This is a genomic window from Anaerobium acetethylicum, from assembly GCF_900096945.1.
Lineage (GTDB): Bacteria > Bacillota > Clostridia > Lachnospirales > Lachnospiraceae > Anaerobium > Anaerobium acetethylicum.
This window is the reverse complement of sequence record NZ_FMKA01000001.1, coordinates 421,868-448,388: the sequence shown is the minus strand read 5'-3', so window position 1 is coordinate 448,388 and position 26,521 is coordinate 421,868. Positions and strand designations below refer to the sequence as shown.

Annotated in this window: 25 protein-coding genes; 21 read left to right on the top strand and 4 right to left on the bottom strand. The window is 42.3% G+C overall.

The window, feature by feature from the left end:
* Window positions 1-39: 39 nt before the first annotated feature.
* The 4 genes from BJR36_RS02015 to BJR36_RS02000 all read left to right on the top strand — a co-directional run bounded on the left by BJR36_RS02015 (window position 40) and on the right by BJR36_RS02000 (window position 4,186).
* Window positions 40-585, top strand: a complete 546-nt coding sequence (locus tag BJR36_RS02015; protein ID WP_091229322.1) for an HD domain-containing protein — start codon at window positions 40-42, stop codon at window positions 583-585.
* 299 nt (window positions 586-884) lie between these two features.
* On the top strand, window positions 885-2,273 hold the full coding sequence (locus tag BJR36_RS02010) for a beta/alpha barrel domain-containing protein (protein WP_091229318.1): 1,389 nt from the start codon (window positions 885-887) through the stop codon (window positions 2,271-2,273).
* Between the two features lie 25 nt (window positions 2,274-2,298).
* A complete protein-coding gene (locus tag BJR36_RS02005; RefSeq protein WP_091229314.1) occupies window positions 2,299-3,465 on the top strand; it encodes an isocitrate/isopropylmalate family dehydrogenase in 1,167 nt (388 codons plus the stop codon).
* Between the two features lie 16 nt (window positions 3,466-3,481).
* Complete coding sequence (locus BJR36_RS02000) at window positions 3,482-4,186, top strand: GntR family transcriptional regulator (protein WP_091229311.1); 705 nt, start codon at window positions 3,482-3,484, stop codon at window positions 4,184-4,186.
* A gap of 124 nt (window positions 4,187-4,310) precedes the next feature.
* Here BJR36_RS02000 and abc-f read toward each other — a convergent pair whose 3' ends face one another.
* The gene (gene abc-f, locus BJR36_RS01995; protein WP_091229309.1) at window positions 4,311-6,233 is read right to left on the bottom strand and encodes a ribosomal protection-like ABC-F family protein; all 1,923 of its coding nucleotides are present in this window, start codon (window positions 6,231-6,233) and stop codon (window positions 4,311-4,313) included.
* A 118-nt stretch (window positions 6,234-6,351) separates the two neighbouring features.
* Here abc-f and BJR36_RS20165 point away from each other — a divergent pair, with 118 nt between their 5' ends.
* The 5 genes from BJR36_RS20165 (at window position 6,352) to BJR36_RS01975 (ending at window position 10,224) form a co-directional block, all read left to right on the top strand.
* Complete coding sequence (locus BJR36_RS20165) at window positions 6,352-6,549, top strand: hypothetical protein (protein ID WP_169823561.1); 198 nt, start codon at window positions 6,352-6,354, stop codon at window positions 6,547-6,549.
* Window positions 6,519-7,265, top strand: a complete 747-nt coding sequence (locus BJR36_RS01990; protein ID WP_091229307.1) for a YebC/PmpR family DNA-binding transcriptional regulator — start codon at window positions 6,519-6,521, stop codon at window positions 7,263-7,265. Before BJR36_RS20165 ends, BJR36_RS01990 begins: the two co-directional genes overlap by 31 nt.
* A gap of 165 nt (window positions 7,266-7,430) precedes the next feature.
* Complete coding sequence (locus BJR36_RS01985; protein ID WP_091229304.1) at window positions 7,431-7,616, top strand: hypothetical protein; 186 nt, start codon at window positions 7,431-7,433, stop codon at window positions 7,614-7,616.
* A gap of 106 nt (window positions 7,617-7,722) precedes the next feature.
* Window positions 7,723-8,388 (top strand): molybdopterin-dependent oxidoreductase, encoded by a 666-nt coding sequence (locus tag BJR36_RS01980; RefSeq protein ID WP_091229302.1) that lies wholly within the window; start codon window positions 7,723-7,725, stop codon window positions 8,386-8,388.
* Between the two features lie 471 nt (window positions 8,389-8,859).
* Complete coding sequence (locus tag BJR36_RS01975) at window positions 8,860-10,224, top strand: L,D-transpeptidase family protein (protein ID WP_091229299.1); 1,365 nt, start codon at window positions 8,860-8,862, stop codon at window positions 10,222-10,224.
* Window positions 10,225-10,329: 105 nt separating this feature from the next.
* Here BJR36_RS01975 and BJR36_RS01970 read toward each other — a convergent pair whose 3' ends face one another.
* The gene (locus tag BJR36_RS01970) at window positions 10,330-10,884 is read right to left on the bottom strand and encodes a CDP-alcohol phosphatidyltransferase family protein (RefSeq protein WP_091229297.1); all 555 of its coding nucleotides are present in this window, start codon (window positions 10,882-10,884) and stop codon (window positions 10,330-10,332) included.
* Between the two features lie 303 nt (window positions 10,885-11,187).
* Between BJR36_RS01970 and BJR36_RS01965 the strand changes: the two genes are divergently transcribed.
* The 7 genes from BJR36_RS01965 (at window position 11,188) to xerD (ending at window position 18,878) form a co-directional block, all read left to right on the top strand.
* Window positions 11,188-11,514, top strand: coding sequence for a hypothetical protein (locus BJR36_RS01965; RefSeq protein ID WP_091229296.1), 327 nt, complete (start codon window positions 11,188-11,190; stop codon window positions 11,512-11,514).
* A gap of 549 nt (window positions 11,515-12,063) precedes the next feature.
* Window positions 12,064-13,119: a recombinase RecA gene (gene recA, locus BJR36_RS01955; protein WP_091229292.1), complete on the top strand. Its 1,056-nt coding sequence runs from the start codon at window positions 12,064-12,066 to the stop codon at window positions 13,117-13,119.
* A 115-nt stretch (window positions 13,120-13,234) separates the two neighbouring features.
* Complete coding sequence (locus BJR36_RS01950; RefSeq protein WP_091229289.1) at window positions 13,235-13,843, top strand: regulatory protein RecX; 609 nt, start codon at window positions 13,235-13,237, stop codon at window positions 13,841-13,843.
* A 148-nt stretch (window positions 13,844-13,991) separates the two neighbouring features.
* Window positions 13,992-15,548 (top strand): ribonuclease Y, encoded by a 1,557-nt coding sequence (gene rny, locus BJR36_RS01945; protein WP_091229287.1) that lies wholly within the window; start codon window positions 13,992-13,994, stop codon window positions 15,546-15,548.
* 358 nt (window positions 15,549-15,906) lie between these two features.
* Window positions 15,907-17,103, top strand: coding sequence for a pyridoxal phosphate-dependent aminotransferase (locus tag BJR36_RS01940; protein WP_091229285.1), 1,197 nt, complete (start codon window positions 15,907-15,909; stop codon window positions 17,101-17,103).
* Between the two features lie 138 nt (window positions 17,104-17,241).
* Entirely contained in the window at window positions 17,242-17,781 is a 540-nt protein-coding gene (locus BJR36_RS01935; RefSeq protein ID WP_091229919.1) for an NUDIX domain-containing protein, read from the top strand.
* A gap of 212 nt (window positions 17,782-17,993) precedes the next feature.
* Window positions 17,994-18,878: a site-specific tyrosine recombinase XerD gene (xerD, locus tag BJR36_RS01930; protein WP_091229916.1), complete on the top strand. Its 885-nt coding sequence runs from the start codon at window positions 17,994-17,996 to the stop codon at window positions 18,876-18,878.
* A gap of 50 nt (window positions 18,879-18,928) precedes the next feature.
* Here the strand turns inward: xerD and BJR36_RS01925 are convergent, their stop codons facing one another.
* Complete coding sequence (locus BJR36_RS01925; protein ID WP_091229282.1) at window positions 18,929-19,972, bottom strand: 3-deoxy-7-phosphoheptulonate synthase; 1,044 nt, start codon at window positions 19,970-19,972, stop codon at window positions 18,929-18,931.
* Between the two features lie 259 nt (window positions 19,973-20,231).
* Between BJR36_RS01925 and BJR36_RS01920 the strand changes: the two genes are divergently transcribed.
* The 4 genes from BJR36_RS01920 to mnmA all read left to right on the top strand — a co-directional run bounded on the left by BJR36_RS01920 (window position 20,232) and on the right by mnmA (window position 23,578).
* Complete coding sequence (locus BJR36_RS01920) at window positions 20,232-20,690, top strand: RrF2 family transcriptional regulator (RefSeq protein WP_091229280.1); 459 nt, start codon at window positions 20,232-20,234, stop codon at window positions 20,688-20,690.
* Window positions 20,691-20,703: 13 nt separating this feature from the next.
* Window positions 20,704-21,891 carry a cysteine desulfurase NifS gene (gene nifS / locus BJR36_RS01915; protein WP_091229278.1) on the top strand — a complete coding sequence of 396 codons (1,188 nt, stop codon included), beginning with the start codon at window positions 20,704-20,706 and terminating at the stop codon, window positions 21,889-21,891.
* Window positions 21,892-21,920: 29 nt separating this feature from the next.
* Window positions 21,921-22,364 (top strand): Fe-S cluster assembly scaffold protein NifU, encoded by a 444-nt coding sequence (nifU, locus tag BJR36_RS01910; RefSeq protein WP_091229276.1) that lies wholly within the window; start codon window positions 21,921-21,923, stop codon window positions 22,362-22,364.
* 125 nt (window positions 22,365-22,489) lie between these two features.
* Entirely contained in the window at window positions 22,490-23,578 is a 1,089-nt protein-coding gene (gene mnmA, locus BJR36_RS01905) for a tRNA 2-thiouridine(34) synthase MnmA (RefSeq protein WP_091229273.1), read from the top strand.
* Between the two features lie 153 nt (window positions 23,579-23,731).
* Here the strand turns inward: mnmA and BJR36_RS01900 are convergent, their stop codons facing one another.
* Complete coding sequence (locus BJR36_RS01900) at window positions 23,732-24,532, bottom strand: histidinol-phosphatase HisJ family protein (protein ID WP_091229914.1); 801 nt, start codon at window positions 24,530-24,532, stop codon at window positions 23,732-23,734.
* Between the two features lie 295 nt (window positions 24,533-24,827).
* Here BJR36_RS01900 and BJR36_RS01895 point away from each other — a divergent pair, with 295 nt between their 5' ends.
* Entirely contained in the window at window positions 24,828-26,486 is a 1,659-nt protein-coding gene (locus BJR36_RS01895; protein ID WP_091229912.1) for a Na/Pi cotransporter family protein, read from the top strand.
* Window positions 26,487-26,521 lie beyond the last annotated feature (35 nt).

Sequence of the window (26,521 nt, the reverse complement as noted above, 5' to 3'; positions counted from 1 at the left end):
AACAGTTACAGCTTATTCATATAATGGGGGAAACGATTAGTGAAGGATAATCTGGATTTAAGCAGGGCAATTAGTTTTGCGTCAAACGCACATTTCAGGCAATTCAGAAAAGGTACGGACACTCCGTACATCGTGCATCCGTTTGAAACGGCAATGATACTCCAGAAGGCAGACTGTGGCACGGAACTTGTCATAGCAGGACTGCTTCATGATACGGTAGAAGATACAGATGTAGGATTGGAAATTATAAAAGATGAATTTGGTGATAAGGTTGCCGGGCTCGTTGCCGCCTGTTCGGAAAACAAGGAGCTTTCCTGGGAGGAGCGAAAACAGCATACAATCGAATTCATTAAGGACAGAGCCGATTATGATGAGATGCTTTTGATGTGTGCGGACAAGCTTGCAAATCTGAGGAGCATATCCATTGATTACAGGAAGCATGCAGAAAATCTGTGGAGCCGGTTCAACAGAGGGAAGAAGGAACAGAAGTGGTATTACGGAAGCCTCGTGAGAGTCCTTGAACCCCTTCATGAGCATGATATGTACAGGGAACTGGAAGCACTTTATGCAGAGGTATTTGGTTAGGGTGAATGTTGCTGTTCACACGTTGTTTGCACAAGGTGTTTTTTGTGAGTGTAGCGAAGCGGAAATCACGAAAAACCCGGGGCTTGCAGCGCGAAATGGTGCATTTCAACCATTTCTGTGCATCGCGTAGCGTGTTACTGGTCGCGGAGTGAACAGTAACGGGTGAATTGAAGTGAAAATGAAATGATAAAATACATGTTGACAAACCTTGGTATCATTGTATACAATGATACCAAGGTTTTTTGACTTATACTGTAAAATTTAAAATGTATATTTATAAGAAAAGGAGATGCAGCAAAATGGAAAATAGACCGGTTAAAATGAATCCGCATACAAACCTTCTGCAGCTTGAGGAACACATGTATCATCTGGTAGACGTAGACAAACCAAATGTTTTTCGTAATCTTTTCCCGTATGACGAGGTTCCAAAAATTGCTTTCAACAACAGAATCGTACCACTCAATATGCCTGATGAAATCTGGATTACAGATACTACATTCAGAGACGGACAGCAGTCGAGGGCACCGTACTCAACAGAGCAGATTGTAACGATGTTCGATTATCTGCATAGACTGGGCGGTCCTAAGGGGATTGTCCGCCAGAGCGAATTTTTTCTGTATAGCAAAAAGGACAGGGATGCTGTATATAAATGCATGGAAAGGGGATATAAATTCCCTGAAGTAACAAGCTGGATCCGTGCAAGCAAAAAGGATTTTGAACTTGTCAAGGATCTTGGCATGAAGGAAACGGGTATCCTGGTAAGCTGTTCCGACTACCATATTTTCTATAAGATGAAGATGACCAGAAGTGAAGCTATGAATCATTATCTTGGAGTGGTCAGAGAATGTCTTGAAACAGGCGTCAGTCCAAGATGCCACCTGGAAGACATCACCCGTTCAGATATCTATGGATTTGTAATTCCTTTCTGCCTGGAACTCATGAAACTGATGGAAGAATATCAGATTCCGGTTAAAATAAGGGCTTGCGATACAATGGGCTACGGCGTGAATTTTTCGGGAGCGGTTATACCCCGTTCCGTTCAGGGAATTATCTACGGCATGATGACACACGGAGGTGTTCCGTCAGAACTCCTTGAATGGCATGGACACAATGATTTCTATAAGGCGGTCACGAACTCCACCACTGCATGGCTCTATGGCGCCTGCAGCGTAAACTGCTCGCTTTTTGGAATCGGCGAAAGAACAGGAAATACCCCTCTTGAGGCAATGGTTTTTGAATACGCGCAGCTTAAAGGAACACTTGATGGAATGGATACCACGGTCATTACTGAGCTCGCAGAGTACTTCGAAAATGAAATCGGATACAGGGTTCCATCAAGGACTCCTTTCGTCGGAAGGAACTTTAATGTCACCCGTGCAGGAATTCATGCAGACGGACTCTTGAAAAATGAAGAGATTTATAATATATTTGATACTGAGAAGTTTTTAAATCGTCCGGTACTTGTTGCAGTATCGAATACATCCGGTCTTGCGGGAATCGCTCACTGGATTAATACGTATTATAAGCTGAAGGACGAAAGACAGGTCGACAAGAATTCTGAACTTGTACAGATGGTTAAAGTATGGGTTGACGAAGAATACGAATCAGGCCGTGTGACAGTGCTTACAGACGATGAATTGATAGCTGTTATAGAAGACAGCTGCAGGAAACTGAACGTCACATTATAATCGATAACAATAGGAGGAAAAAAGAATGTACGAATCACAGATTGAAGCAGCAAAAGAGAAATTCGGAAAGCTTTTAGAAGGACAGTTAAAGAGAGTAGATACGATGAAAGCCCAGGGTGATTTCCTGAACTATAAGGAATTGGACAAAATCATCGTCGGTGTCTGCGGAGGGGACGGAATCGGACCTGCTATCACAGCTCAGGCTCAGCGTGTCCTGGAATATCTCTTGAAGGAAGATGTTAAGGCAGGAAAAGTTGAATTCAAGACGATCGATGGCCTTACAATTGAGAGAAGAGCGGCTGAAATGGCGGCAATTCCTCCTGCAGTACTGGAAGAATTAAAAGAATGCCATGTTATTTTAAAAGGACCTACAACGACTCCTAGAAAAGGTGACGAATGGCCTAACGTAGAAAGCGCAAACGTTGCAATGAGAAAAGAACTGGATCTTTTTGCAAACGTAAGGCCTGTAAGAATACCGGAACAGGGAATTGACTGGACATTCTACAGGGAAAATACAGAAGGAAGCTACGCTGTTGGAAGCCAGGGAATCCATGTGACTGAAGATTTAGGCGTTGACTTCACCGTAGTAACCAGCCAGGGATGCGAAAGAATCATCAGAGCGGCTTTTGAATTCGCAAAAGCAAATGGCAAGACAAGGGTAACTGCAGTAACAAAAGCAAATATCATTAAGACTACAGACGGAAAATTCCTGGATATTTTCAGGGAAATCTCCAAGGATTATCCGGATATCACAGCGGATGACTGGTATATCGATATCATGACAGCCAAGCTGGTTGATGAGAAGAGAAGAAGAGACTTCCAGGTTCTCGTTCTTCCTAACCTTTACGGCGATATCCTGACAGATGAGGCTGCTGAGTTCCAGGGCGGCGTAGGTACAGCAGGAAGCGCTAATATCGGCAAGAGATATTCCATGTTCGAAGCAATTCATGGTTCAGCACCACGTATGGTAACCGAAGGAAGAGATAAATATGCTGATCCGTGCAGCGTTATCCGTGCGGCAGCAATGCTTCTTGCACACATCGGATACAATACAGAAGCTGATAAGCTTTACAAGGCACTTGATATCTGTACAATTACCGAAAAGAAAATGGAAATCACGGGCAGGGATACAGGCTGTACAAGCGCTGAGTTCGCTGATTACATCATGGAAACTGTTGAAAAGTTAGACTAGGCAGGAGGTCTTTTGTTTGGGCAACTATGATGTTCAAAAGGAAGTAACGGACAAGTATTCGCTCCGGGGTCGCGTTTTTAACAGGATCCGTGAAGATATTCTGTCGGGAAAGTTTAAAAGAGGCGAGGAACTGAAGGAAACTGCTATTGCGTCGGAACTGGGCGTCAGCAGAACTCCTGTCAGGGAGGCCCTGAGGCAGCTTGAACTGGAGGGTCTGGTCAATATCATTCCAAACAAGGGTGCTTATGTTATGGGAATTACGTCAAAGGATGTAAAGGATATTTATCAGATTCGTTCCCTGCTTGAAGGACTGTGTGCCAGATGGGCAGCCAGTCTCGTGACAGATGAACAGCTTGACGAACTTGAAGAAATCATCTATCTGTCTGAATTCCATGCAGAAAAGGAACATTTCGACCAGGTCCTGGAGCTTGACAATAAGTTTCATGAGCTGATGTACAATATTTCGGGAAGTCAGATTTTAGAGCACGTATTGTCGGATTTCCATCATTATGTCCAAAGGGTAAGAAAAATTACCATGGCAACTAAAAGCAGGGCACTTAAATCTAACGAGGAACATAAGCAGATAGTCGAGGCGTTGAAGCTCAAGGACGCAGATAAAGCAGAAGCCCTTGCAAATCAGCATATGATGAATACAATAAAGAATCTGAGCAATTATGCTATTGACGATATTCTTGGACAGGGCAGCGAGAGCGGCAACTGACAGGACTGAAACAGCAGGCTCAATAAAGATTCTACATAATCGGATAAACAAAAAACGCGGAGCTCCAAAAGCTTCCGCGTTTTTGTTTTTGAATAACAGGAAAATGAGCCCTGTGTGTTGATTATTATTCTTCAGCAAGCTCTTCCCAAAGTCCAAAGAGCCGTTCCATTTCGGCATCCAGTTCGGTTTTTTCATTGTTGAGCTTGATCAGTTTCGAAGCATCCGAATATACAGCGGGATCAGAGAGAAGGGCATCTATCTCGGCGGCCCTTTTTTCAGCGGCTGTAATCTGTTCTTCGGTCTTCTTCAGGTCATTTTCTCTTTTTCTTGCCCTGGCCTGTTCTTCCTTCTGCTGTTTCCAGTCAAGTTTTGTAGTAGACAAGTCTGTATCCTCATCAACAGCATCAGAGCTGGATAAGCCGTCTGTATATATTTTTGTGAACTCGTCGCGTTTTTCCATGTAGTAGTCATAATTTCCGATGTAATTAACAAGAGTGTGCGCTTTCAAATCCAGAATCCTTGTTGCAGTCTTGTTAATGAAATAACGGTCATGGGATACATAAAGCACAGTTCCGGTATACTTGTTGATCGCATTTTCAAGAATTTCTTTGGAAGTGATGTCCAGATGGTTGGTAGGTTCATCCAGTATCAGGAAGTTGGATTCGGAGAGCATAAGCTTTGCGAGGGAAACCCTTCCTCGTTCCCCGCCGCTCAGATCGGAGATGCGTTTGAACACGTCGTCGTTGGTAAAAAGAAAGGCGGCCAGTATATTCCGGATCTGGGTGTTGGTCAGATTCGGATAGGCATCGGAAAGCTCCTCGAAAAGGGTCTTTTCCATGTTGAGCACATTGTGTTCCTGGTCATAATAGCCTATTTTGACCTTGGAGCCCAGCTTGACTTCGCCGCCGTCCGGTTCTATGATTCCGTTTATGATTTTCAGGATCGTGGTCTTGCCTGTTCCGTTATTGCCGATGATAGCGACCCGCTCGCCACGCTTAATTTCAAAATTCAGATTGTCGAACAGTCTGACTGGCGGAAACGATTTTGCCAGTTCCGATACCGTAAGGACATCGTTTCCACTGATAAATCTCGGCTCCAGCTTAATATGTATATCAGTATTGAGTTCAGTCGGTTTCTCGACGATCTCCATTTTATTGAGGAGCTTTTCACGGCTTTCTGCGCGTTTTATGGATTTTTCCCGGTTGAAGGATCGAAGCTTGGTGATTACTTCCTCCTGATGCCTGATTTCCTTCTGCTGGTTCAGGAACTGTTTAATCTGAGCATCCCTGAGCATTTCCTTTTTTACCGCGTAGGCGCTGTAGTTTCCGAGGAAGGTCTTCAGTCTGGCGTTGTCGATTTCTACGACCTTTGACACAACCTTATCCAGGAAATACCGGTCATGCGCCACGATGATTACCGCCCCGGGATAATTCAGAAGGAATGATTCGAGCCAGGCGATCGATTCCATGTCCAGGTGGTTGGTTGGCTCATCGAGGAGTATGATGTCAGGCTTTGACAGCAGAAGCTTTCCAAGGGAAACCCTCGTTTTCTGCCCGCCGGAGAGTGTGTCTACATCCTTTGTGAATTCCTCTTCGGAAAATCCGAGTCCTTTTAGAACGCCCGTGATTTCACTCTTATAGGAGTAACCGTTCTTTAGTTCAAAATCATGGGTCAGGCGGGTATAGGACTCGAGTTTTGCAGTGAGTTCCGCACCTTCCAGTGATTTCATTTCAACCTCGATGGAACGGATCTTTTCCTCCAGGTCAATCACATCTCTTTTGACTTCCAGCAGAGCGTCATAGATGGAAGTTCCGCCGGGCAGTTCCTGGTGCTGGGCAAGATAGCCTATGGTCTTGCCTTTTGTGATAATGACCTCACCTGAGTCAGCCTTCATTTCACCGATAATAATTTTCAGAAGCGTAGATTTTCCGGCACCGTTGATTCCTACAATCGCCGCTTTTTCCCTTTCTTCTATGTGGAACGATCCGTTGACAAGGACTTCCTTATCGCCAAAGGATTTGTTTATATTTTGACATGCAAGTATCATGCACTTTACCTCCAATAAAAAAATCTAGTATAATAATATGTGACCATCCAGGATAAAGACCTGGATAGTCACATATTATTATAACTTATAAATACCAAAAAACAACCTATATTTGAAAATGGATGCCGAAAATGCAGGATTCAAGGGGCATGCAGAACGTGATTTTCCGCCAAGTTATCCTTGTCATGGCTGGAAAACAATGATAGAATATATGACGGTAATGAAACATTCAAACTGGGATGTTTACATAGAAAGAAATATTATGAGAAGAAAAGGAGTGTTATTATGTCAGGACATTCAAAGTTCGCCAACATAAAACATAGGAAAGAAAAGAACGATTCCGCCAGAGGGAAAATCTTTACAAGAATAGGAAGAGAAATCGCCGTTGCCGTAAAAGAAGGCGGTGCGGATCCGAACAACAACAGCAGATTACGAGATGTAATCGCCAAGGCAAAATCAAACAACATGCCTAACGATACAATCGACAGGAGCATCAAAAAGGCTGCCGGCGATGCAAATGCCGTGAACTATGAATTCGTTTCATACGAAGGGTACGGTCCTAATGGAATCGCAATCATCGTAGATGCGCTTACCGATAACAAGAACCGTACTGCATCAAACGTCCGTAACGCATTCACAAAAGGAAACGGAAACGTCGGTACACCTGGATGCGTATCGTTTATGTTCGATAAAAAGGGCCAGATTATCATCGACAAAGAAGAATGCGACATGGACGCCGACGAACTGATGATGCTTGCATTAGACGCAGGCGCTGAAGATTTCGCAGACGAAGAGGACAGCTATGAAGTAATAACCGATCCTGACAGCTTCAGTGACGTAAGGCAGGCTCTTGAAGAAGCAGGCGTTACGATGATAAGCGCGGAAGTCACAATGATTCCTCAGACATGGGGCGAACTCACAGACGAAAAGGACATCAAGTCCATGCAGAAGACCCTTGATCTTCTTGATGAGGACGACGACGTGCAGGAGGTTTACCACAACTGGGATGAACCGTCTGACGATTCAGAATAGCTTGTAAAATCAGTAGCTTGAAGCACTTTGCAAAACATATATTCGATTGAAAAATTTGGTGAAATTGACCAGATACGGTAAACGTAAAAAATGTATCAAAACAATTAAGGTCATACATAATTCAACTTCCTTAACATTTATCCACAATGTTAAGGAGGTTTTTTTATGTTCAACGAAGATGTACTTAAGGAGTTCTTGCTCTACTGCAAGCTGAGAAAGATAAGCGAAAGGACGATGAAAGGGTACCGCATTTTCAAACATGCTGTGGCTATTTTTTTGAAGGGAAAGTCCGTTCTATCAGATTGCAACAGCCTTATGGGGGAAGCTGTGTGCGGAATAGTCGGAAATTAACGCAGATAGTACCGGTTTTGTTTGTGTTATAAAGAAAATATAGTTATAATAAAGACAAGTATATATTGAAAAGAACTCCTGATTTGCCGTAAAGGAGGTAAAAGACATGAGAAAAGTATTTTGCTGCATTTTGTCATTCGTGTGCATATTTTTTCTGAACGCATGCAGAAGCACCGGTACAACGGATACAGACGGAATTTCCAGTGCCACAGAAGAAAGATATCAGGAGCTTGAAATCAGGGAATACAATGGAATAAGGCTGGATCCTTCAATCGGTCCACGTGACAATTCCATTCAGGGCATACAGGAAGTAGATATCAACAGCTATGTCCTGAAGGTTTCGGGCCTTGTAGAAAAGCCGGATTCGCTGAGGTATGAAGACGTGCTGGCGCTTCCATCCTACGAAAAGCTGATAACGCTTTATTGTGTGGAAGGCTGGGAGGCAACTGTGCTCTGGAAGGGAGTTCTGCTGAAAGATATCATTGATCTTGCCGGAGCTGATGGTAAGGCCAATACTGTAATATTCCATTCCGTAGACGGTTATACTACATCACAGCCATTGCAGAATATAATTGATAAAAATATGATTCTGGCCTATTCGGCAAATAAATTGGATTTGCCCCCTGCCCTTGGGTATCCGTTTATTGTAGTTGCCGAAGACAAGCCTGGTTATAAGTGGGCGAGATGGGTAAATGAAATCGAACTGTCGGACAATGAGGAATATGAGGGCTACTGGGAAAGCAGGGGTTATTCCGATCAGGTTGAAGAGTAAACGGACTGTATTGGACAATGGGCTTTACGAATTAAAAATCCTACGGTATAATATTTATTAGAATAATTGTAACTGTTCAGAACCCCTGTCTCGCGAGGTGTTTTTATGCTGAATTTGCATAAAACCCGAGACATGCGTGCCCCAAATTGCTGATTTTGCAATTTGTGTACATCATTTGTGACTATGACGGACGTAGTCCTGAATAGTTACGAATAATTAAATAACACTGACTATCAACAGGACTGTTGTGGACCGGATTTACAGAGAGTGATCATTCGTTGTGGCATTAATATGTTTTTTATAAACACATGTCGAGATACCCTGAGTGCATACTCAGGGTATCCCTACGTTTCATGGAACTATGAATGGCATGTCTGCAAAAAATGATAAAACGAAACAATTAACTTCCGGCTGCAGGGAGGGGCTGCGCCGGCAACAAGCGGGGGATTAAACAAGAAGGGGGAGGAACAGATGAGGAAATTAAAGAAATCGACAGTGATAGTAATCCTGGTTACAATGGCTGTATTATCGATAGCGGCCGTTTATGCATATGGCGTTTATAAAATGAAAGATAATTTTCCGGCAAATACATATGTAAACGATATCAATATGGGCGGCATGAATGTTGCACAGGCGAACGAGGTTCTGGCAAAGGCAAATGTATGGGATGGCATGGAAGTATCCGCATATGGTGAAACGCTGTTTGCCATAAATGCAGATGAGATCGACAGCGTGTATGACGGAATTGATGAATTGACGGAAGTGAAAAATAATTTTGTGAAATGGCGCTGGTTCCTGTACGCCGGCAGAGAAACGCATTATGATATACAGGTCAAAAACGAATATAATAAAGAGAAACTATACGATATTCTTGACAGTTCAGACATACAGTATGGAAATGCAATAGATGCCCGGGTGGAGTATTCTGAGGAGACAGAAGAATTTGTCATCGTAGAGGACAGATATGCATTTCAAATCGATAAGGACGAACTGTATGGCATGATCGAGGCTGGCGTCACTGTAAGAGAGACAGGACTGCCTGTAGACGATTATGTTGCAAAACCGGCCATAGCATCTGACAGCAGGGAAATGACGGATTTAAAAAATGAGGCCAACAAATATCTGTCTACAGTGATTACGTATGATTTTGGTGACAGGACCGAGATTGTAGATAAAGAGCTGATTAAGGACTGGATCACCATTGAGGCCGGCCAGATACAATTCGATCTGGACAAGGTCAAGGAATACGAGAGATTAATCTCCCGCAAGTATGATACCTATGGGGATACGAGGGAATTCAGGACAAGCTATGGCGAAACCATAAAAATCAAGGGCGGCACATACGGCTGGCTCATGCAGGTTACGAAAAGCGCAAATGCCCTCATAGAGGCTGTTAAACAAGGGGAAGACAAGACAATTGAACCGGTATACTCATACAGCGTGCTGGTAAGGGATACGAACGATATTGGAAATTCCTATGTTGAGATATGCCTTGCTACACAGACCGTGTTTGTATATATAAATGGAGAATTGAAAATAGAAACTCCCTGTGTTACTGGCAATACAACGCTTGGAAGGGGAACTCCGACCGGTGTATTTCCTATCAGCTATAAGGAGCGGGATGCGACGCTTACAGGAGAGGACTATTCATCCGGAGTCAGTTACTGGATGCCATTCAATTCAAACATAGGCATGCATGATGCTCCGTGGAGGACAGCCTTCGGGGGGGAGATCTACAAGACAAACGGCTCTCATGGCTGTATCAATCTTCCGCCTGAGAATGCTGCTAAAATATATGAAATGGTTTATAAGCGCATGGCTGTTGTGGTCTACTGAATAAAAAACTATCATTAAAATCAAAGCCGGAGGTTGTCCGTTCACAACCTCCGGCTTTGCCTGTGTCAGATACAGTCTGGTCCTTGCAGAGCGCCTTCCATGATTTTATGTTAAAAGCCTGCGGTAAAGTCTGATGTACAGGATAAAAGCATTGAGCATAACTGCCATGCAGATGAAAATCAGAATATTGGCAGGCAGATCCGGCATCTCGGGAAAAAGAATCAGTACAAAGGTGATGACATAAAGCGTAACGGTGCTGATCTTGCCATACCATTTAGCACCTTCGTTGCTGTCAATCTTTTTGAGAATCTTCAATCCGGCAATTCCCAGATAGCTTTCCTTGATCAAAAAGAGTATAACCAGAGCTATCATCCACGGAAATTTTGTTGTCAGGCAGAAGGCGATGGTCCCCTGGGTGATTTTGTCTGCGACCGGATCCAGTATTTTTCCGAAATCCGTTATCATATGGAATCTCCGGGCAATCTGCCCATCAATGAAATCTGTAAAACCGGACAGGGCAATTATCCCGGCAGCAAGGTAGTAATCTGTTGGAGAGTCTGCATTGAGATAAATTATCGCAAATACGACAGCTAAAATAATTCTGAAATATCCAAACAGATTAGGGATCTTGAATGCATCTTTCTTTACTTGAACCTTCATTGAAATCGCCTCCTCGGATGATGTGCGTCTAGATTAAAAGAACAAAAGTGCTCGAAAAATAACCTGGAATAATGATTGGCCGGCTGGGGATGAAACGCTCTTATTTTATAATTATATTACAGTTGGAATAAAATAGAAAGCGAATAATGATTTAAATGGTGAAATAACTGAAATGAAAAGCGGCAAAGCTGAAATTGATTGTATATCGTGATGTTTTAAGATATAATAATTGTGAAAAGAGCAAAAGTATCGTTTTTTTGAGAAGACCGAGTTAAAAAAATGTTTACGAAAGGATGGTGGAATATGGATCAGGATTTTTACTATTCAAGTGCAGCAGACCAGTTGATTGAGGATATTAATAATATGATAGTCCAGTATCAGCAGGAAGTAGAAAAAGAGAAAATGATAGCAGAGAAGGAAAGTATACTTGGGGGCTTTTTATCGCGCGCATCATATGGCGACCTGACTTTTGATATGTTCGGATTGTGTGAGGAAGATAGTTCCTGCCCTATTTCGAAGCATGAGGTCAAAGCAGGGGATCTTCAAAAGAAGATTGCGTTGCTGAAAAGCCTCAAAGACGATATTGAACGTGAAAAATCATATAAGGGAACTATGTATGCAGCTGAATAGATGTACCTTGTGAAGGTTTTGGGAACGTTTGGAAATCCGACTGCTTCGGAACCGGTGAAAAATTTTGAATTGGTCGAAGCTGGATTTGAATTGAACTGTATAATGAATAAAGTGAATTAAAGCTTACTTAAGCTTATTGAAGTCTCCAAAGATAAAGGCATCCGAAAGGATGCCTTTATCTTTGGAGAAAGAACTCGCATGTGTTCTCATGACGCCGAAATCGGCATTTGGACAGAAGAGAAAATTATAGAAAAGTTTGCTTTTACAAAACAGGAAGCTTGTGCTAAAATTTATAATATAAGTAACATTCTGGCCAACAACCCAGCAGCCAGGGGTGGCGGAACAGTTGCTCATATAATTCCCATAATTTCTAAATGCAGCATTCTGCTGCGGAAAATCCCATCATGAAAGTAAAAAAGAACAGAGTGTCTGGAGGGATGCTTATTGCAGGTTGAATAAAGGCAAATTAAGTGTTGACAATCAAAAGGAAATGGAATACTATATTATCATTGGAACGAACATAAGTTCGTGTAACGAAGGAGAATAATAATGGCAAAAGAAGATAAAATGCAGACCTTACAATCAGCGATTATGCAGATAGAAAAACAGTTCGGAAAAGGAGCTGTCATGAAGCTTGGTGATTCGGGAGCAAATATGAATATTGAGACGTTCCCGACTGGATCGATCAGTCTTGATATAGCCCTGGGCCTTGGCGGCATTCCTAAGGGAAGGGTTGTTGAGATCTATGGACCTGAATCGAGCGGTAAGACGACAGTTGCCCTTCACATGGTTGCAGAAGTTCAGAAAAGGGGAGGAATAGCAGGCTTTATCGATGCGGAGCATGCGCTTGACCCGGCATATGCAAAGAGGATTGGTGTAGATATCGATAATTTATACATATCACAGCCGGACAATGGAGAACAGGCTTTGGAAATTACTGAAACAATGGTAAGGTCTGGAGCAGTAGACATCATCATTGTCGATTCCGTTGCGGCGCTTGTTCCAAGAGCTGAAATCGAGGGCGATATGGGTGACTCGCATATGGGACTTCAGGCAAGGCTGATGTCGCAGGCGCTGAGAAAACTGACAGGCTCGATCAGCAAGACAAACTGTACGGTAATCTTCATCAACCAGCTCCGTGAAAAGGTCGGAGTCATGTTCGGAAGTCCAGAGACTACAACAGGCGGAAGGGCCTTGAAATTCTATTCTTCCATACGTCTTGATGTCAGAAGAATCGAGGCAATCAAACAGGGCGGAGAAATGGTCGGAAACAGGACGAGGATAAAGGTGGTCAAGAATAAGATCGCTCCGCCTTTTAAGGAAGCAGAATTCGACATCATGTTTGGCCAGGGAATATCAAGAGAAGGCGATGTTCTTGATCTTGCAGCTAATCAGAACATAGTCATTAAGAGCGGTTCCTGGTATGCATATAATGATGCGAAAATCGGACAGGGACGCGAAAATGCTAAGATTTATCTGAAAGAACATCCGGAAGTTATGGATGAAATTGAATTAAAAGTAAGAGAGAGTTTCGGGCTGAATACCGGCGCGGCAGGGGAAGCACTGAAATCATCAGGTTCGGCAGCTGGCGAAAGCGAAGAATAACAATTATAAGGTTCAATCAAATCAGGTGTGGCCAAAACCACACCTGATTTGATTTTTAGTCATCTCGTAAGAGTGTTCGCTTAACGAGATATAAATGGAGAATAGAGGATTCAGAATGACAGTTACTGAAATTATTAAGATAGACAAAGGAAAAAGCAAAGTATTCCTTGACGAAGAATTCGCATTTGCCCTGTACAGAGGTGAAATCAGAAGGTTCCATATCGAAGAAGGAGCGGAGATTTCAGATGAAGATTATGAAAAAATCATCGCAGATGTTGTACTCAAAAGGGCAAAAGCCAGAAGCCTTCATCTTTTGGAAAGTATGGACAGGACAGAGAACCAGATCAGAATGAAGCTCAGACAGAATTTTTACACAGAAGAGATAATTGACAGCGCGGTGGAGTATGTAAAATCCTATGGCTATATTAATGACGAGCGATATGCCAGAAACTATGCCTTTAACAGAAGCGGCAGCAGGAGCAGAAGGCAGATCAAGCAGGAACTTCAGAATAAAGGGATTTCAAAGGATATAATAGGCAGGATTTTTGAAGGGAATGAAGACAGCGAGGCAGAGCTGATCGAAAAACTGATCAAAAAGAAACGGGTAGATCCTGAAACGGCTACAAAAGAGGAAAAACAGAAGCTTTATGGGTTTTTAATGCGGAAAGGGTTTTCTTCGGATGAAATCCTTAGACGCATCAGAATGAATAATAGAGATTATTGAGATAAATCATGAAAATGTTGTAACAATTACATGTTTATTGTAACATTTTGCATAAAAAATCATTATCCCCACTTGACATAGTTATTAAAACAGTATAAAATTTAAGTGTTGTATTTGTACAATGAAAATTAAATAAGGAGGTGCTCCTGTGCAAACAAGTGTAATTATAGCTATTACTATTGCGCTTACGCTTATTTTAGCTGTGCCTATTACTTCCCTTATTGCCATTTCCTATAGAAAGAAATTTATTGAATCTAAAATTGGAAGTGCGGAAGAAAGAGCAAGAGAAATAATAGATGAAGCATTGAAGGTTGCCGAAACGAAAAAACGCGAAGCCTTACTTGAAGCTAAGGAAGAGTCCATTAAAACAAAAAATGAACTCGAGAGAGAGACCAAGGAAAGAAGAGCTGAGCTGCAACGTTACGAAAGAAGAGTTTTATCTAAAGAAGAAGCATTAGATAAAAAATCTGAAGCAATTGAAAAACGCGAAGCGGGATTTGCAGTAAAAGAAGAAGAGCTCAATAAGAAAAAAGTCGAAGTCGAAGAAATTCATGAAAAAAGAGTGCAGGAACTGGAACGAATTTCAGGACTTACCTCCGAACAGGCAAAAGAATATCTTTTAAAGACTGTTGAAGACGATGTAAAACATGATACTGCCAAGATGATCAAGGAATACGAGAGCAGGGCTAAGGAAGAAGCAAACAAGAAGGCTAAGGAATATGTTGTAACAGCGATACAGAAATGTGCAGCTGACCATGTTGCTGAAACCACGATTTCCGTAGTACAGCTTCCAAATGACGAGATGAAGGGCAGAATTATTGGAAGGGAAGGAAGAAATATCCGTACCCTTGAAACTATGACGGGCGTAGACCTCATAATTGATGATACACCTGAAGCGGTAATCCTTTCTGGATTTGATCCAATCAGAAGAGAAGTGGCTCGAATTGCCCTTGAGAAGCTGATTGTAGATGGTCGTATCCATCCGGCAAGAATTGAAGAGATGGTTGAGAAAGCACAGAAAGAAGTAGAAGTCATGATTCGTGAAGAAGGTGAAGCTGCGACGCTGGAAGTTGGCGTACATGGAATCCACCCTGAACTGGTCAGATTGCTTGGCAAGATGAAATTTAGAACAAGTTATGGACAGAATGCTTTGAAACATTCTATAGAAGTTGCTCAGATTTCAGGACTTTTAGCAGCTGAAATCGGTGTGGATATAAGAATGGCAAAAAGAGCCGGATTACTTCATGATATCGGAAAATCAGTCGACCATGAAATGGAAGGTTCACACATTCAGATCGGTGTTGATTTATGCAGAAAGTATAAGGAATCCGCAATTGTTATTAATTCGGTCGAATCTCATCATGGCGATGTAGAGCCTGAATCACTTATTGCATGCATTGTACAGGCCGCAGATACGATTTCTGCAGCAAGACCAGGTGCAAGAAGAGAAACCTTAGAAACTTATACAAACAGATTGAAACAGCTTGAAGATATTACAAATGCTTTTAAAGGTGTAGATAAGTCTTTTGCAATCCAGGCGGGCAGAGAAATCCGTATCATGGTAGTGCCTGAACAGGTGAGTGATGCAGATATGGTATTGCTTGCAAGGGATATTTCAAAACAGATTGAAACAGAACTTGAATACCCTGGACAGATTAAAGTAAATGTAATCAGAGAATCAAGAGTAACTGATTACGCTAAATAATTACCGGTAAGATTTTAATAATGGTTAGAACCCTTAAAACAGAATGTTTTAAGGGTCTGGCCATTTTTTTTTATCAAATGGCGAAGTCCCTGTTGTGAGATCAAAAGTAATTGGTATGGGGAATGGCTAAAACTGAATTAGAAAAACGAGTAACTTGCAAAAAAACATGTAAACAGAATGCAAAAACCATGTATTGGTTATGCAAAACGACAGAAAAAAGAATTTCAGAAACTTTAAACTTGCAAAAGAGAAAAATATGTATTACAATGTATCAAGGATGGAAGAGCACATGTTCAGACCGTCTCAACTTGTAAATGTAAATTATATATTATATTAATAATAAGGTGGGTGCAGTATTATGTCATTATCATTATCAAGGAAGGCGTCAGCAGTTAAGCCTTCATCAACATTAGCGATCACAGCAAAAGCGAAAGAAATGAAAGGCCAGGGGATTGACGTTGTAGGTTTTGGTGCAGGTGAACCTGATTTCAATACACCGGACAACATCAATAAAGCAGCAATCCAGGCAATCAACGAGGGATTCACAAAATATACGCCGGCGTCAGGAATTCTTGAACTTAAAGAAGCGATCTGCAGGAAATTCAAGAGCTTCAACAACATTGACTACAAATTGAACCAGATTGTAATCAGCAACGGTGGTAAACATTCCTTAACTAACATATTCGAAGCTATTTTAAATCCGGGTGATGAAGTGATTATTCCTGCACCATACTGGTTAAGCTACCCTGAAATCGTGAAATTAGCTGATGGTGTGCCTGTATACATCAGAGGGGAAAAAGAGCAGGGGTATAAAGTTAATGCTGAGCAGATTCAGGCTGCGATCACTGAAAATACAAAAGCACTCATTTTAAATACACCAAACAATCCGACAGGAATGGTCTACTCCAAAGAAGAATTAAAAGCTATAGCAGATGTTGCCGTTAAAAACGACATCTATGTAGTGGCTGATGAAATGTATGAAAACTTGATTTACGGAAGCGAAGAGCATGTGAGCATTGCATCTCTTGGCGAAGAGATTTATAAAAGAACCATCACTTGCAGCGGCGTGGCTAAGAGTTATGCCATGACGGGATGGAGAATCGGATATACCGGCTCCAGCGTGGAAATTGCCAAGCTTATGGGAAGCGTCCAGAGCCATCAGACTTCAAACCCGAATTCTATAGCACAGAAGGCTACTGTAGAGGCTTTAAACGGTCCTCAGGATACAGTTGAGATCATGAAGGAAGAATTCGACAAAAGAAGAAAATACATGTATGAGAGAGTTTTAAATATGCCTCTTATTTCAGCGCTTGAACCAACAGGAGCATTCTATCTTTTTGTTGATGTAAGTGATGTGCTGAAGAAAGAATACAAGGGCGAAGTAATCGGAACTACAGAAAAACTGGCATCTATTCTTCTTGATGATTATGCTGTGGCTGTAATACCTTGTGGCGACTTTGGATTCGATGATCACATTCGCCTTTCCTATGCGATTTCGATCACTCAGATTGAAAAAGGATTGGATAGGATAGAGAAATTCGTTAAGAGTTTATAATCCTTAGTATATCGGCATTTCAGGTATATAATAGCCTGCAGAAAAGAAACCTGGTTAAAGTTTCTTTTCTGCAGGCTTTTTAAATATGCTATAATTGTTATGGTCCACGAGAAAATCAGTGGAAAGAAAGGGGAAAACATGGCGGAATTAAAAAGATTGAAAAGAGAACTTATACATAAAGGTTCAATCATAGATCTATATAAAGACTATGTAGAGATACCGAACGGAAATATAGCAGAATGGGATTTTATCGGGCATAAGGGGGCTGCCGCTATTGTACCGGTGACAGATGAAGGAAAAATACTTATGGTAAGGCAGTTCCGTAATGCGATGGACAGGAATACCCTGGAAATCCCGGCGGGTGGATTAAATAGCGGAGGTCAGGAACCGACCATTGAATGTGCAGCAAGAGAACTTGAAGAAGAAACGGGATATAAGTCTCAGGAACTTGAATTTCTTATTTCAATTGCGACATCGGTTGCTTTCTGCAATGAGATGATCGATATCTACGTTGCAAAGAATCTTAAGCCGTCGAAGCAGAATCTTGACGATGACGAGTTTGTGGATGTTGAAGAATACAGTGTTGATGAGTTATGCAACATGATTTTTACTGGAATAATCCAGGATTCAAAGACTATTTCGGCTATACTGGCTTATAAAGAAAAATACTGCAGCTAATATAAAAAAAGATTTTCATGATAAAATACAACATATAGTACGGCCGGAATTATATCGGCCGATATGTTGTATTTTTTTGTTTTTTGCTAAGGGATTCAAAGAAAATGTAAAAAATTAGCATTTGATTTTCTGGGGGATAATCATTATAATGATGCTTATGCAAGAGTATATGCGGGGTTATACATTAAACGGGCTAAGGGGTAAGAATGATTATGGAACAGGAAATTTTGAGATTTATCAGTTATCTGCATGATGTAAAAAAGACTTCTGCGAATACAGAAATCTCCTATCAGCGTGATTTAAACAAACTGCAGCATTTTTTGCAGGAACAGGGTGTCGATGATGTTTCCAAGGTTACGGCAACTAACCTGAATTCATATACACTATATCTGGAACGGAATGGATTTGCAACGGCAACCATATCGAGGAACATCGCGTCAATGAAATCGTTTTTCTGCTATCTGAGTAAAAACGGAATGGTGCATGGGGATATTGCCGAAGCGATCAAACCGCCGAAAATTGAAAAGAAGACGCCGGGAATACTTTCGGCTAATGAGGTGGTAAGGCTTTTGGACCAGCCAAAAGGAAATTCACCTAAGGAACTGAGAGATAAAGCCATGCTTGAGCTGCTATATGCGACCGGCATCAGAGTCACTGAACTTATTTCTCTGAGGCTTTCAGATGTGAATCTGCATATGGACTATATCGTATGTCATGAAGGCCTTAAACAGCGGCTGATACCGTTTGGAGCAGCAGCCAAAAATGCAATGATAAACTATCTGACCCATTCCAGACAAAGTATGGTTTCCGATGCTGAAAATGACATACTGTTCACGAACTGTTCCGGAACACCAATGAGCAGACAAGGGTTCTGGAAGCTGCTGAAGCAGTATGCTAAGAAAGCAGAAATCACTTCGGATATTACGCCTCATACGCTGAGGCATTCGTTTGCAGCCCATCTGATAGCAGCCGGAGCGGATCTGCGTTCCGTACAGATTATGCTTGGACATTCAGATATATCAACGACGCAGGTATATACCCATCTGTCTGATAACAAAATCAGAGAGGTGTATATGAAAGCGCACCCCAGGGGATAACAAAGAGCAGGAACCATCAAAGTTCCTGCTCTTTTACGTGCTTTTTTGAATTACATGATATTAAGTTCGGCAATTTCATAGATCAGGCGTTCTGATTCCTGCCAGCCGAGGCATGGGTCGGTAATCGATTTGCCGTAAACATGGCCGCCGACTTTCTGACATCCGCCTTCTATATAGCTTTCAATCATGACACCCTTAACAAGGCCGCAGATATCGGATGAGAGTTTACGGCTGTGCATAACTTCTTTCGTAATACGGATCTGTTCCCTGTATTTTTTGTCTGAGTTTGCATGATTGGCATCTATGATGGCTGCAGGGTGGACAAGATCCCTTTCGTTATACATTTCGAGAAGCCTGCTAAGGTCTTCATAGTGGTAGTTTGGAATTGCAGAACCCTGTGAATTGACAGCTCCCCTCAATATGGCATGAGCAAGTTCGTTTCCGTCAGTTTTGACTTCCCATCCTCTGTATATGAAGCGGTGGCGGCTCTGGGCAGCTACAATGGAGTTCATAAGTACTGACAGATCCCCGCTTGTAGGGTTCTTCATACCAACAGGAATGTCAATGCCGCTTACAGTGAGCCTGTGCTGCTGGTTTTCGACGGAGCGGGCGCCAATAGCGACATAGGAAAGGATGTCGGTAAGGTATTCCCAGTTTTCCGGATAAAGCATTTCATCGGCTGCTGTGAGCCCGGATTCTTCAATAGCGCGGATATGCATTTTCCTCATTGCAATAAGGCCCCCCAGAAGGTCCGGTTTTTTCTCGGGATCCGGCTGGTGCACCATGCCCTTGTAGCCTTCGCCTGTCGTTCTTGGCTTGTTTGTGTAGATTCTTGGTACAAGAATCAGCCTGTCGGCTACTTTTTCCTGGACTGCGGCAAGGCGGCATATGTAATCACATACAGAATCCTCATTGTCTGCAGAACAAGGTCCGATTATGACAAGGAATTTTTTGCTTTCTCCAGTGATAACATCCCTGATTTCAGCATCGCGCTGCTGTTTTATGGCTGCCAGCCGTTCGGAAATGGGGTATTCCTGACGTATTTCTTTTGGTGTAGGCAGCTTTTTTATGAATTCAAAGCTCATAATAGTCATTCTCCTTTTTGTCTGTAAAATTTACCGGTGCTGCGGCAATCCATCATATATTGGATGCATCTTCCGGCAGTCTGTTGTTAAAACAAGTCCAATTATAATATAGTTTCAGACAAATGTCGACGAAAAAGATTGTGCATGCATAGCAGAAATAATTTGTGATAAGATTTGACACAGACTTATTGACAAGGTAATCATATTGTGATATCTTTGATTTGTGATATCCGAGTAATTCGGTCGGAATTAAAAAAGAGGTGATTGTGTGAAGTTATCAACAAAAGGAAGATATGGACTCAGGGCCATGATTGACCTTGCATTATATAGTGAAAAAGACCCCGTTTCGATCTGCAGCATCGCTGAAAGGCAGGCAATTTCAGAAAGCTACCTGGAGCAGCTTGTGGCGAAACTGAAAAAGGCCGGGCTTGTCAAAAGCATAAGAGGGGCACAGGGCGGATACGTCCTTGCAAAGCCGACAGCCGACATTTCGGTGGGTGATATCCTGAGGGCGCTTGAGGGAAGCCTCGACCCTGTAGAATGCATGGGATTTGATGAGGAACATGTCTGCAGCGGTTCGGATATATGCGTTACGAAGCATGTATGGAAAAGGATCAATGACAGTATTAATCAGACGGTAGACGAAATGAAACTAAAAGAACTGGTGGATGAAAGCAGGCAGGTTCGCGGAATTGAGCCGACAGATGCTTCATGCAGCCAGAAGTAAGGAGATCAATATAATGAAGAGAAGTATTTATTTAGACAATGCAGCGACAACAAAGACAGCACCTGAAGTAGTAGAGGCAATGCTTCCTTACTTCACTGAATTTTATGGAAATCCATCCAGCGTATATGAATTTGCTTCGAAAAGCAAAGCGGCGGTAAGTGAAAACAGGGATATAATCGCATCAGCACTGGGCGCGAAGGACAAAGAAATATATTTTACTGCAGGCGGAAGCGAATCGGACAACTGGGCGATTAAGGCCGCTGCAGAAGCATACGAATCAAAAGGAAAGCATATCATTACTTCGAAAATCGAACATCATGCGGTCCTGCATACCTGCGAATATCTGGAAAAGAAAGGCTTTGAGGTCACCTACCTTGACGTAGATGAAGACGGAGCTGTAAAGCTTGATGAGCTCAGGAAGGCAATCAGACCGGACACAATTCTGATTACCATCATGTACGCCAATAATGAAATAGGAACCATACAGCCTATAAAAGAAATCGGGGAAATTGCCCATGAAAATAAAATTCTTTTCCATACGGATGCAGTTCAGGCTTTTGGACAGATTCCGATCAATGTTGACGAATGTCACATTGATATGCTCAGTGCAAGTGGGCACAAGCTCAACGGGCCAAAAGGAATCGGCTTCCTCTACATCAGGACAGGCGTTAAAATCCGCTCCTTCATACACGGAGGCGGTCAGGAAAGAAGCAGGCGCGCAGGAACAGAGAATGTTCCGGGAATAGTCGGTTTCGGGGAGGCGGTCAAGAGAGCTGTCAGCACAATGGAAGAGAGAGCCGCAAAGGAAATTGAACTCAGAGACCATCTGATTGAGAAGGTTCTTGCTGAAGTCCCTTATGTAAGGCTTAACGGACACAGGACAAACAGGCTCCCGAACAATGTGAATTTCAGCTTCAGGTTTGTAGAAGGAGAATCGCTCCTGATCATGATGGATATGAAAGGGATTTCTGCATCAAGCGGTTCAGCATGTACGTCAGGTTCGCTGGATCCGTCTCATGTACTTCTGGCAATCGGTCTGCCCCATGAAATTGCACATGGTTCATTAAGACTTACTCTCTGTGAAGAAAATACAGTAGAGGAAATGGATTTCGTTGCAGAAGCTGCAAAAGAAATCGTAGGAAAACTGAGGAATATGTCGCCGCTGTATGAAGATTTTGTGAAAAGAGCGGCTGCCAAATAATAAAAAGAGATAATCAGGAGGAATTCATAATGTATACAGAAAAAGTAATGGATCATTTTCAAAACCCGAGAAATGTAGGAGAAATTGAAAATGCCAGCGGAGTTGGAACCGTCGGAAATGCAAAATGCGGAGATATAATGAGGATTTATCTGGACATAGATGACAATGGAATCATTCAGGATGTGAAGTTTAAGACTTTTGGATGCGGCGCTGCGGTGGCAACAAGCAGCATGGCAACTGAACTTGTAAAAGGCAAGTCAGTTCAGGAGGCTTTAAACATCACGAATAAGGCAGTTATGGAAGCGCTTGACGGGCTGCCACCTGTAAAAGTACATTGCTCGCTTTTGGCTGAAGAAGCCATCCATGCGGCACTTTGGGATTATGCAGAGAAGAACGGCCTTGTAATAGAAGGGCTTGAAAAGCCAAAGTCCGATATCCATGAGGATGAAGAAGCACCTGAAGAAGAGTATTAGGCTTGATTTGAAGCTGATAAAAAAACAGGCTGATAATATGTTTTGATAGAAGACAGAATATTCCCGCGGCTGAGGCCGTGGGATAATTCTGTTTATGACAAGGTAAGGATTGAGAGGATCTGTATATGGAAAAAGAGAAAGTGGTAGTAGGAATGTCCGGAGGAGTGGATTCTTCGGTTGCCGCATACCTGCTGAAAGAGAAAGGCTATGATGTCATTGGGGTTACGATGCAGATATGGCAGGATGAAGAACATGACCTTCAGGAGGAAAGCGGTGGATGCTGCGGCCTCAGTGCGGTGGATGATGCCAGGAGGGTCGCCCGGGCGCTTGATATCCCTTATTATGTAATGAATTTCAAACATGAATTCAAGGAAAATGTCATGGACTATTTTGTGGACGAATACATAAAGGGCAGGACACCAAATCCATGCATCGCATGCAACCGCTATGTGAAGTGGGAGTCGCTTCTGAAAAGAAGCCTGGAAATAGGAGCGGATTACATCGCAACGGGACACTATGCGCAGATAGAGAAACTTCCAAATGGCCGTTATGCGCTGAAAAAATCTGCCACAGCAGCGAAAGATCAGACTTACGCGCTTTATAACCTCACCCAGGACCAGCTTTCCCATACTCTCATGCCGGTTGGAGAATATACAAAGGATGAAATCAGGAAGATAGCGGAAACCATCAGCCTCAGGGTTGCAAACAAGCCTGACAGTCAGGAAATCTGCTTTATCCCTGACAATGATTATGCAAAATTCATCGAAGAGAATACGGATGCAAAAATAGAAGAAGGCAATTTCGTCAACACGAAGGGCGAAGTGATCGGCAGGCATAAGGGAATCACCCATTATACGGTGGGCCAGAGGAAAGGCCTTAATCTTTCCATGGGCCATCCGGTATTTGTGCTCGAAATCCGCCCTGGAACCAACGAAGTAGTGATAGGAGATTCGGATGAAGTTTTCGCAAAAAGACTTTATGCCGATCATCTGAATTTCATGTCGGTTGATGACATAGAAGGCGAAGTGAGAGTTGTCGCCAAAATCAGATACAGCCACAAGGGCGCACCATGCACGATTGAAAAGGTGGATGCAGACAGGCTTGTCTGCACCTTCGACGAGCCCCAGAGGGCAATCACGCCTGGACAGGCGGTGGTATTCTATGATGGCGATTACGTGCTGGGAGGCGGAACCATCATCAGTGCCTTTCGGTAAAGAATTGATGTGAAGGACATAGTCAGGACTAGTTATTAACATTAAGAAGAAACATAAAAAAGAAACATAAAAATAAGCATAAAAAAGAAGCTACATGAACATCAACAATCAGATGTTGTTCATGTAGCTTCTTTTTCGAAAGGATTGATCAGTTTACAGTTTGATGAAAGACGGAATTCGTTTTTCGAATACGGTGTAGTAACGGAATCCGGCATCCTTAAGGATAGAGGATACTCTGTGGAAGTCGTAGGCGATATGTTCGGGCTTATGTCCGTCTGAACCGACTGTTATGATTTCTCCTCCGAGTTCATGGTATCGTTTTATGACGTCGGGATGAGGATTCGGATATCCAAGACCATATTTAAAGCCTGCAGTGTTGAGTTCGATGCCACATCCTTTTTCAATCAGCAGCTTCAGTATTCTGTCGATAACGTCGGCATAATTTTCGTATGAATAATACAGTCCTTTGTTGGGGCCGTAGCGCACGACATAGTCAATATGTCCGTAAACATCAAAATCGGAAAAAAGGCGGACGTTTTCGATGATCGATTCAAAATACTCCTGGTATGCTTCCTCTTCACTCCGGCTTTCAAAAAACTCCGGATAGTAAGGGTCCATCCTGTGTACGACATGTGATGAGCCTATTATAAAGTCGAAAGGATACTTTTCGACATAATGCTTCAATCGTTCGGAAAGGTGGGGCTGCAGCCCGATTTCAACGCCGGTCAGTATTGTAATCTTGTCGGCATAGTGTTCTTTCAATCGTGCAAGTTCGCTGAAGTAAGAGTCGGTGTCAAATGTAAAGCTGGTATCTTCTGACGGGTAATCCCAGTCCTGGTGATCCGTGAAACACATTGTTTCAAGTCCCAGTCTGATTCCTTCTTCAATCATTTCGTGAAGCGGCGTATCAGAGTCCCCCGAAAAATCGGAGTGAAGATGAAAGTCTGAATTCATATGGCTTGATTCCTTTCTGATTAGATTAATCGTCATTTTTTACAATATCCATCGATTTTTTTCGTAAAAAAGTAAAATCGCTTAAAATACGTGTGGAAATAGTGCAAAATTTAATGGCTGTTACAACTATATAATAAGTGAATATGCAAGAAATGTCCATATTAGGAAAATAGATGTTGAAAAAAGACAAAAATATGTTATTCTTTAAAAGGTTAAATATATGTTAAGAATATGTTAAATATTCTTGGAAATCCCTGAAAATTCAATTGAAATTTAACAAGTAATGGAGGAGAAAATTGCGATGAGTGGTATCGAGTTATCATTCAAGTTTATCGGCGGCCTTGGCATGTTCCTGTATGGAATGAATGTAATGGCGGATGGACTGGAAAAATCAGCAGGTGATAAAGTTAAGAATCTTCTTGGATTATTGACGAACAACAGGCTGCTTGCGGTTCTTGTAGGCGCTGCAATCACTGGCGTGATACAGAGCAGTTCGGCGACGACGGTAATGGTTGTCGGTTTTGTAAATGCTGGCATTATGCAGCTGGGACAGGCTGTCGGCGTGATTATGGGCGCAAATATCGGGACCACGGTCACGGCATGGATTGTATCCATGAGTGAATGGGGGGCGTTTTTAAAACCTGAATTCCTTGCGCCGCTTGTAATCGGTGTATGTGTATTCACAATTCTGTTCTCGAAAGACGAAAAGAAAATCACAATCAGCGAAATCGGCGTTGGTTTTGGTATACTTTTTATAGGTTTGGGCTTTATGTCGGGGGCAATCGGTCCTTATAAGGATGCTCCGATTTTTGCAAAGGCATTTGCCGTGCTTGGCAAGAATCCGCTTTTGGGAATTCTCGCAGGTACAGTCGTGACGGGAATCATACAGAGCTCATCGGCATCAGTTGGCATTCTTCAGACATTGGCAATGAATGGGGTGGTGAATTGGAACTCGGCAATCTTTATCACTCTGGGCCAGAATATCGGTACATGCGTAACCGCCATGATTTCAAGTATCGGAGCCAGCAAGACAGCCAAAAGGGCTGCGGTGATACATCTTTTGTTTAATGTGATAGGGGCAGTTGTTTTTGGCGTGATTATGTTCCTGTTCTTTCTGTTTAACAAGAAGTTAGCGTCATCGTCAATTAACAGTGTGGAGATTTCCATCTTCCATACGATTTTCAATATTTCAAATACGCTGATACTGTTGCCCTTTGCTGATAAGCTGGTGAAGCTGTCTGGCGTAATGGTTAAGGAGGAAACAGCTGAAATTGAAGTGGTAGATGAGGATCAGGTTGCCCTGAGACATCTGGATGAAAGAATTCTGGAATCGCCTTCTTTTGCAGTTGAAAACGCAATTCTAGAAGTTGTGCATATGGGAGATGTGACTTTGAAAAATCTGGAGCTTTCTTTTGAAGCGGCAAAGGAAAATGACACTGAAAAAAGTGCCCGTGTACATGAAAACGAAATTAAAATCAACAAGATGGAAAAGATCATTACGGAATATCTGATTAAAATAAGCAATTTGTCTCTCAGCGAAAAACAGCACAATATCATAAAGAATCTGTTCTATACCGTCAGTGACATAGAACGGGTTGGGGATCATGCGGAAAATATTGCTGAATTCGGTGAATATAAGAAAAAAAACGGAATCCGGTTTTCAGATACTGCAATGGAAGAACTGAACAGTATTATGAAGATCGTCCTCGAAAGCTATAAAAATGCCATCCATGCAAGGAAAGAAAAAGATATCCAAAATATAAATATAGTGTTAGAATGTGAAGATAAGGTTGATGTTATGGAAAAAGACCTGCGTGAGAAGCATATTAAGCGATTATCTGACGGAACATGCCAGACGGGAGCAGGAGTTGCATTTCTTGATATTATAAGCAACCTGGAAAGAATTTCGGATCACGCTCAGAATATCGCATTATATGTAAAGGAAGAAATTTAGCGCCTGGGTATAAAATTTAAAAATATACTTGAAAT

Bases quoted from the DNA above. Each gene is read 5' to 3' on its own strand.
- BJR36_RS02010 (WP_091229318.1), top strand. From the start codon at position 885: ATGGAAAATAGACCGGTTAAAATGAATCCGCATACAAACCTTCTGCAG.
- BJR36_RS02005 (WP_091229314.1), top strand. From the start codon at position 2,299: ATGTACGAATCACAGATTGAAGCAGCAAAAGAGAAATTCGGAAAGCTT.
- abc-f (WP_091229309.1), bottom strand. From the start codon at position 6,233: ATGATACTTGCATGTCAAAATATAAACAAATCCTTTGGCGATAAGGAA.
- BJR36_RS20165 (WP_169823561.1), top strand. From the start codon at position 6,352: ATGGATGCCGAAAATGCAGGATTCAAGGGGCATGCAGAACGTGATTTT.
- BJR36_RS01990 (WP_091229307.1), top strand. From the start codon at position 6,519: ATGTCAGGACATTCAAAGTTCGCCAACATAAAACATAGGAAAGAAAAG.
- BJR36_RS01985 (WP_091229304.1), top strand. From the start codon at position 7,431: ATGTTCAACGAAGATGTACTTAAGGAGTTCTTGCTCTACTGCAAGCTG.
- BJR36_RS01980 (WP_091229302.1), top strand. From the start codon at position 7,723: ATGAGAAAAGTATTTTGCTGCATTTTGTCATTCGTGTGCATATTTTTT.
- BJR36_RS01975 (WP_091229299.1), top strand. From the start codon at position 8,860: ATGAGGAAATTAAAGAAATCGACAGTGATAGTAATCCTGGTTACAATG.
- BJR36_RS01970 (WP_091229297.1), bottom strand. From the start codon at position 10,884: ATGAAGGTTCAAGTAAAGAAAGATGCATTCAAGATCCCTAATCTGTTT.
- BJR36_RS01965 (WP_091229296.1), top strand. From the start codon at position 11,188: ATGGATCAGGATTTTTACTATTCAAGTGCAGCAGACCAGTTGATTGAG.
- recA (WP_091229292.1), top strand. From the start codon at position 12,064: ATGGCAAAAGAAGATAAAATGCAGACCTTACAATCAGCGATTATGCAG.
- BJR36_RS01950 (WP_091229289.1), top strand. From the start codon at position 13,235: ATGACAGTTACTGAAATTATTAAGATAGACAAAGGAAAAAGCAAAGTA.
- BJR36_RS01940 (WP_091229285.1), top strand. From the start codon at position 15,907: ATGTCATTATCATTATCAAGGAAGGCGTCAGCAGTTAAGCCTTCATCA.
- BJR36_RS01935 (WP_091229919.1), top strand. From the start codon at position 17,242: ATGGCGGAATTAAAAAGATTGAAAAGAGAACTTATACATAAAGGTTCA.
- xerD (WP_091229916.1), top strand. From the start codon at position 17,994: ATGGAACAGGAAATTTTGAGATTTATCAGTTATCTGCATGATGTAAAA.
- BJR36_RS01925 (WP_091229282.1), bottom strand. From the start codon at position 19,972: ATGACTATTATGAGCTTTGAATTCATAAAAAAGCTGCCTACACCAAAA.
- nifS (WP_091229278.1), top strand. From the start codon at position 20,704: ATGAAGAGAAGTATTTATTTAGACAATGCAGCGACAACAAAGACAGCA.
- nifU (WP_091229276.1), top strand. From the start codon at position 21,921: ATGTATACAGAAAAAGTAATGGATCATTTTCAAAACCCGAGAAATGTA.
- mnmA (WP_091229273.1), top strand. From the start codon at position 22,490: ATGGAAAAAGAGAAAGTGGTAGTAGGAATGTCCGGAGGAGTGGATTCT.
- BJR36_RS01900 (WP_091229914.1), bottom strand. From the start codon at position 24,532: ATGAATTCAGACTTTCATCTTCACTCCGATTTTTCGGGGGACTCTGAT.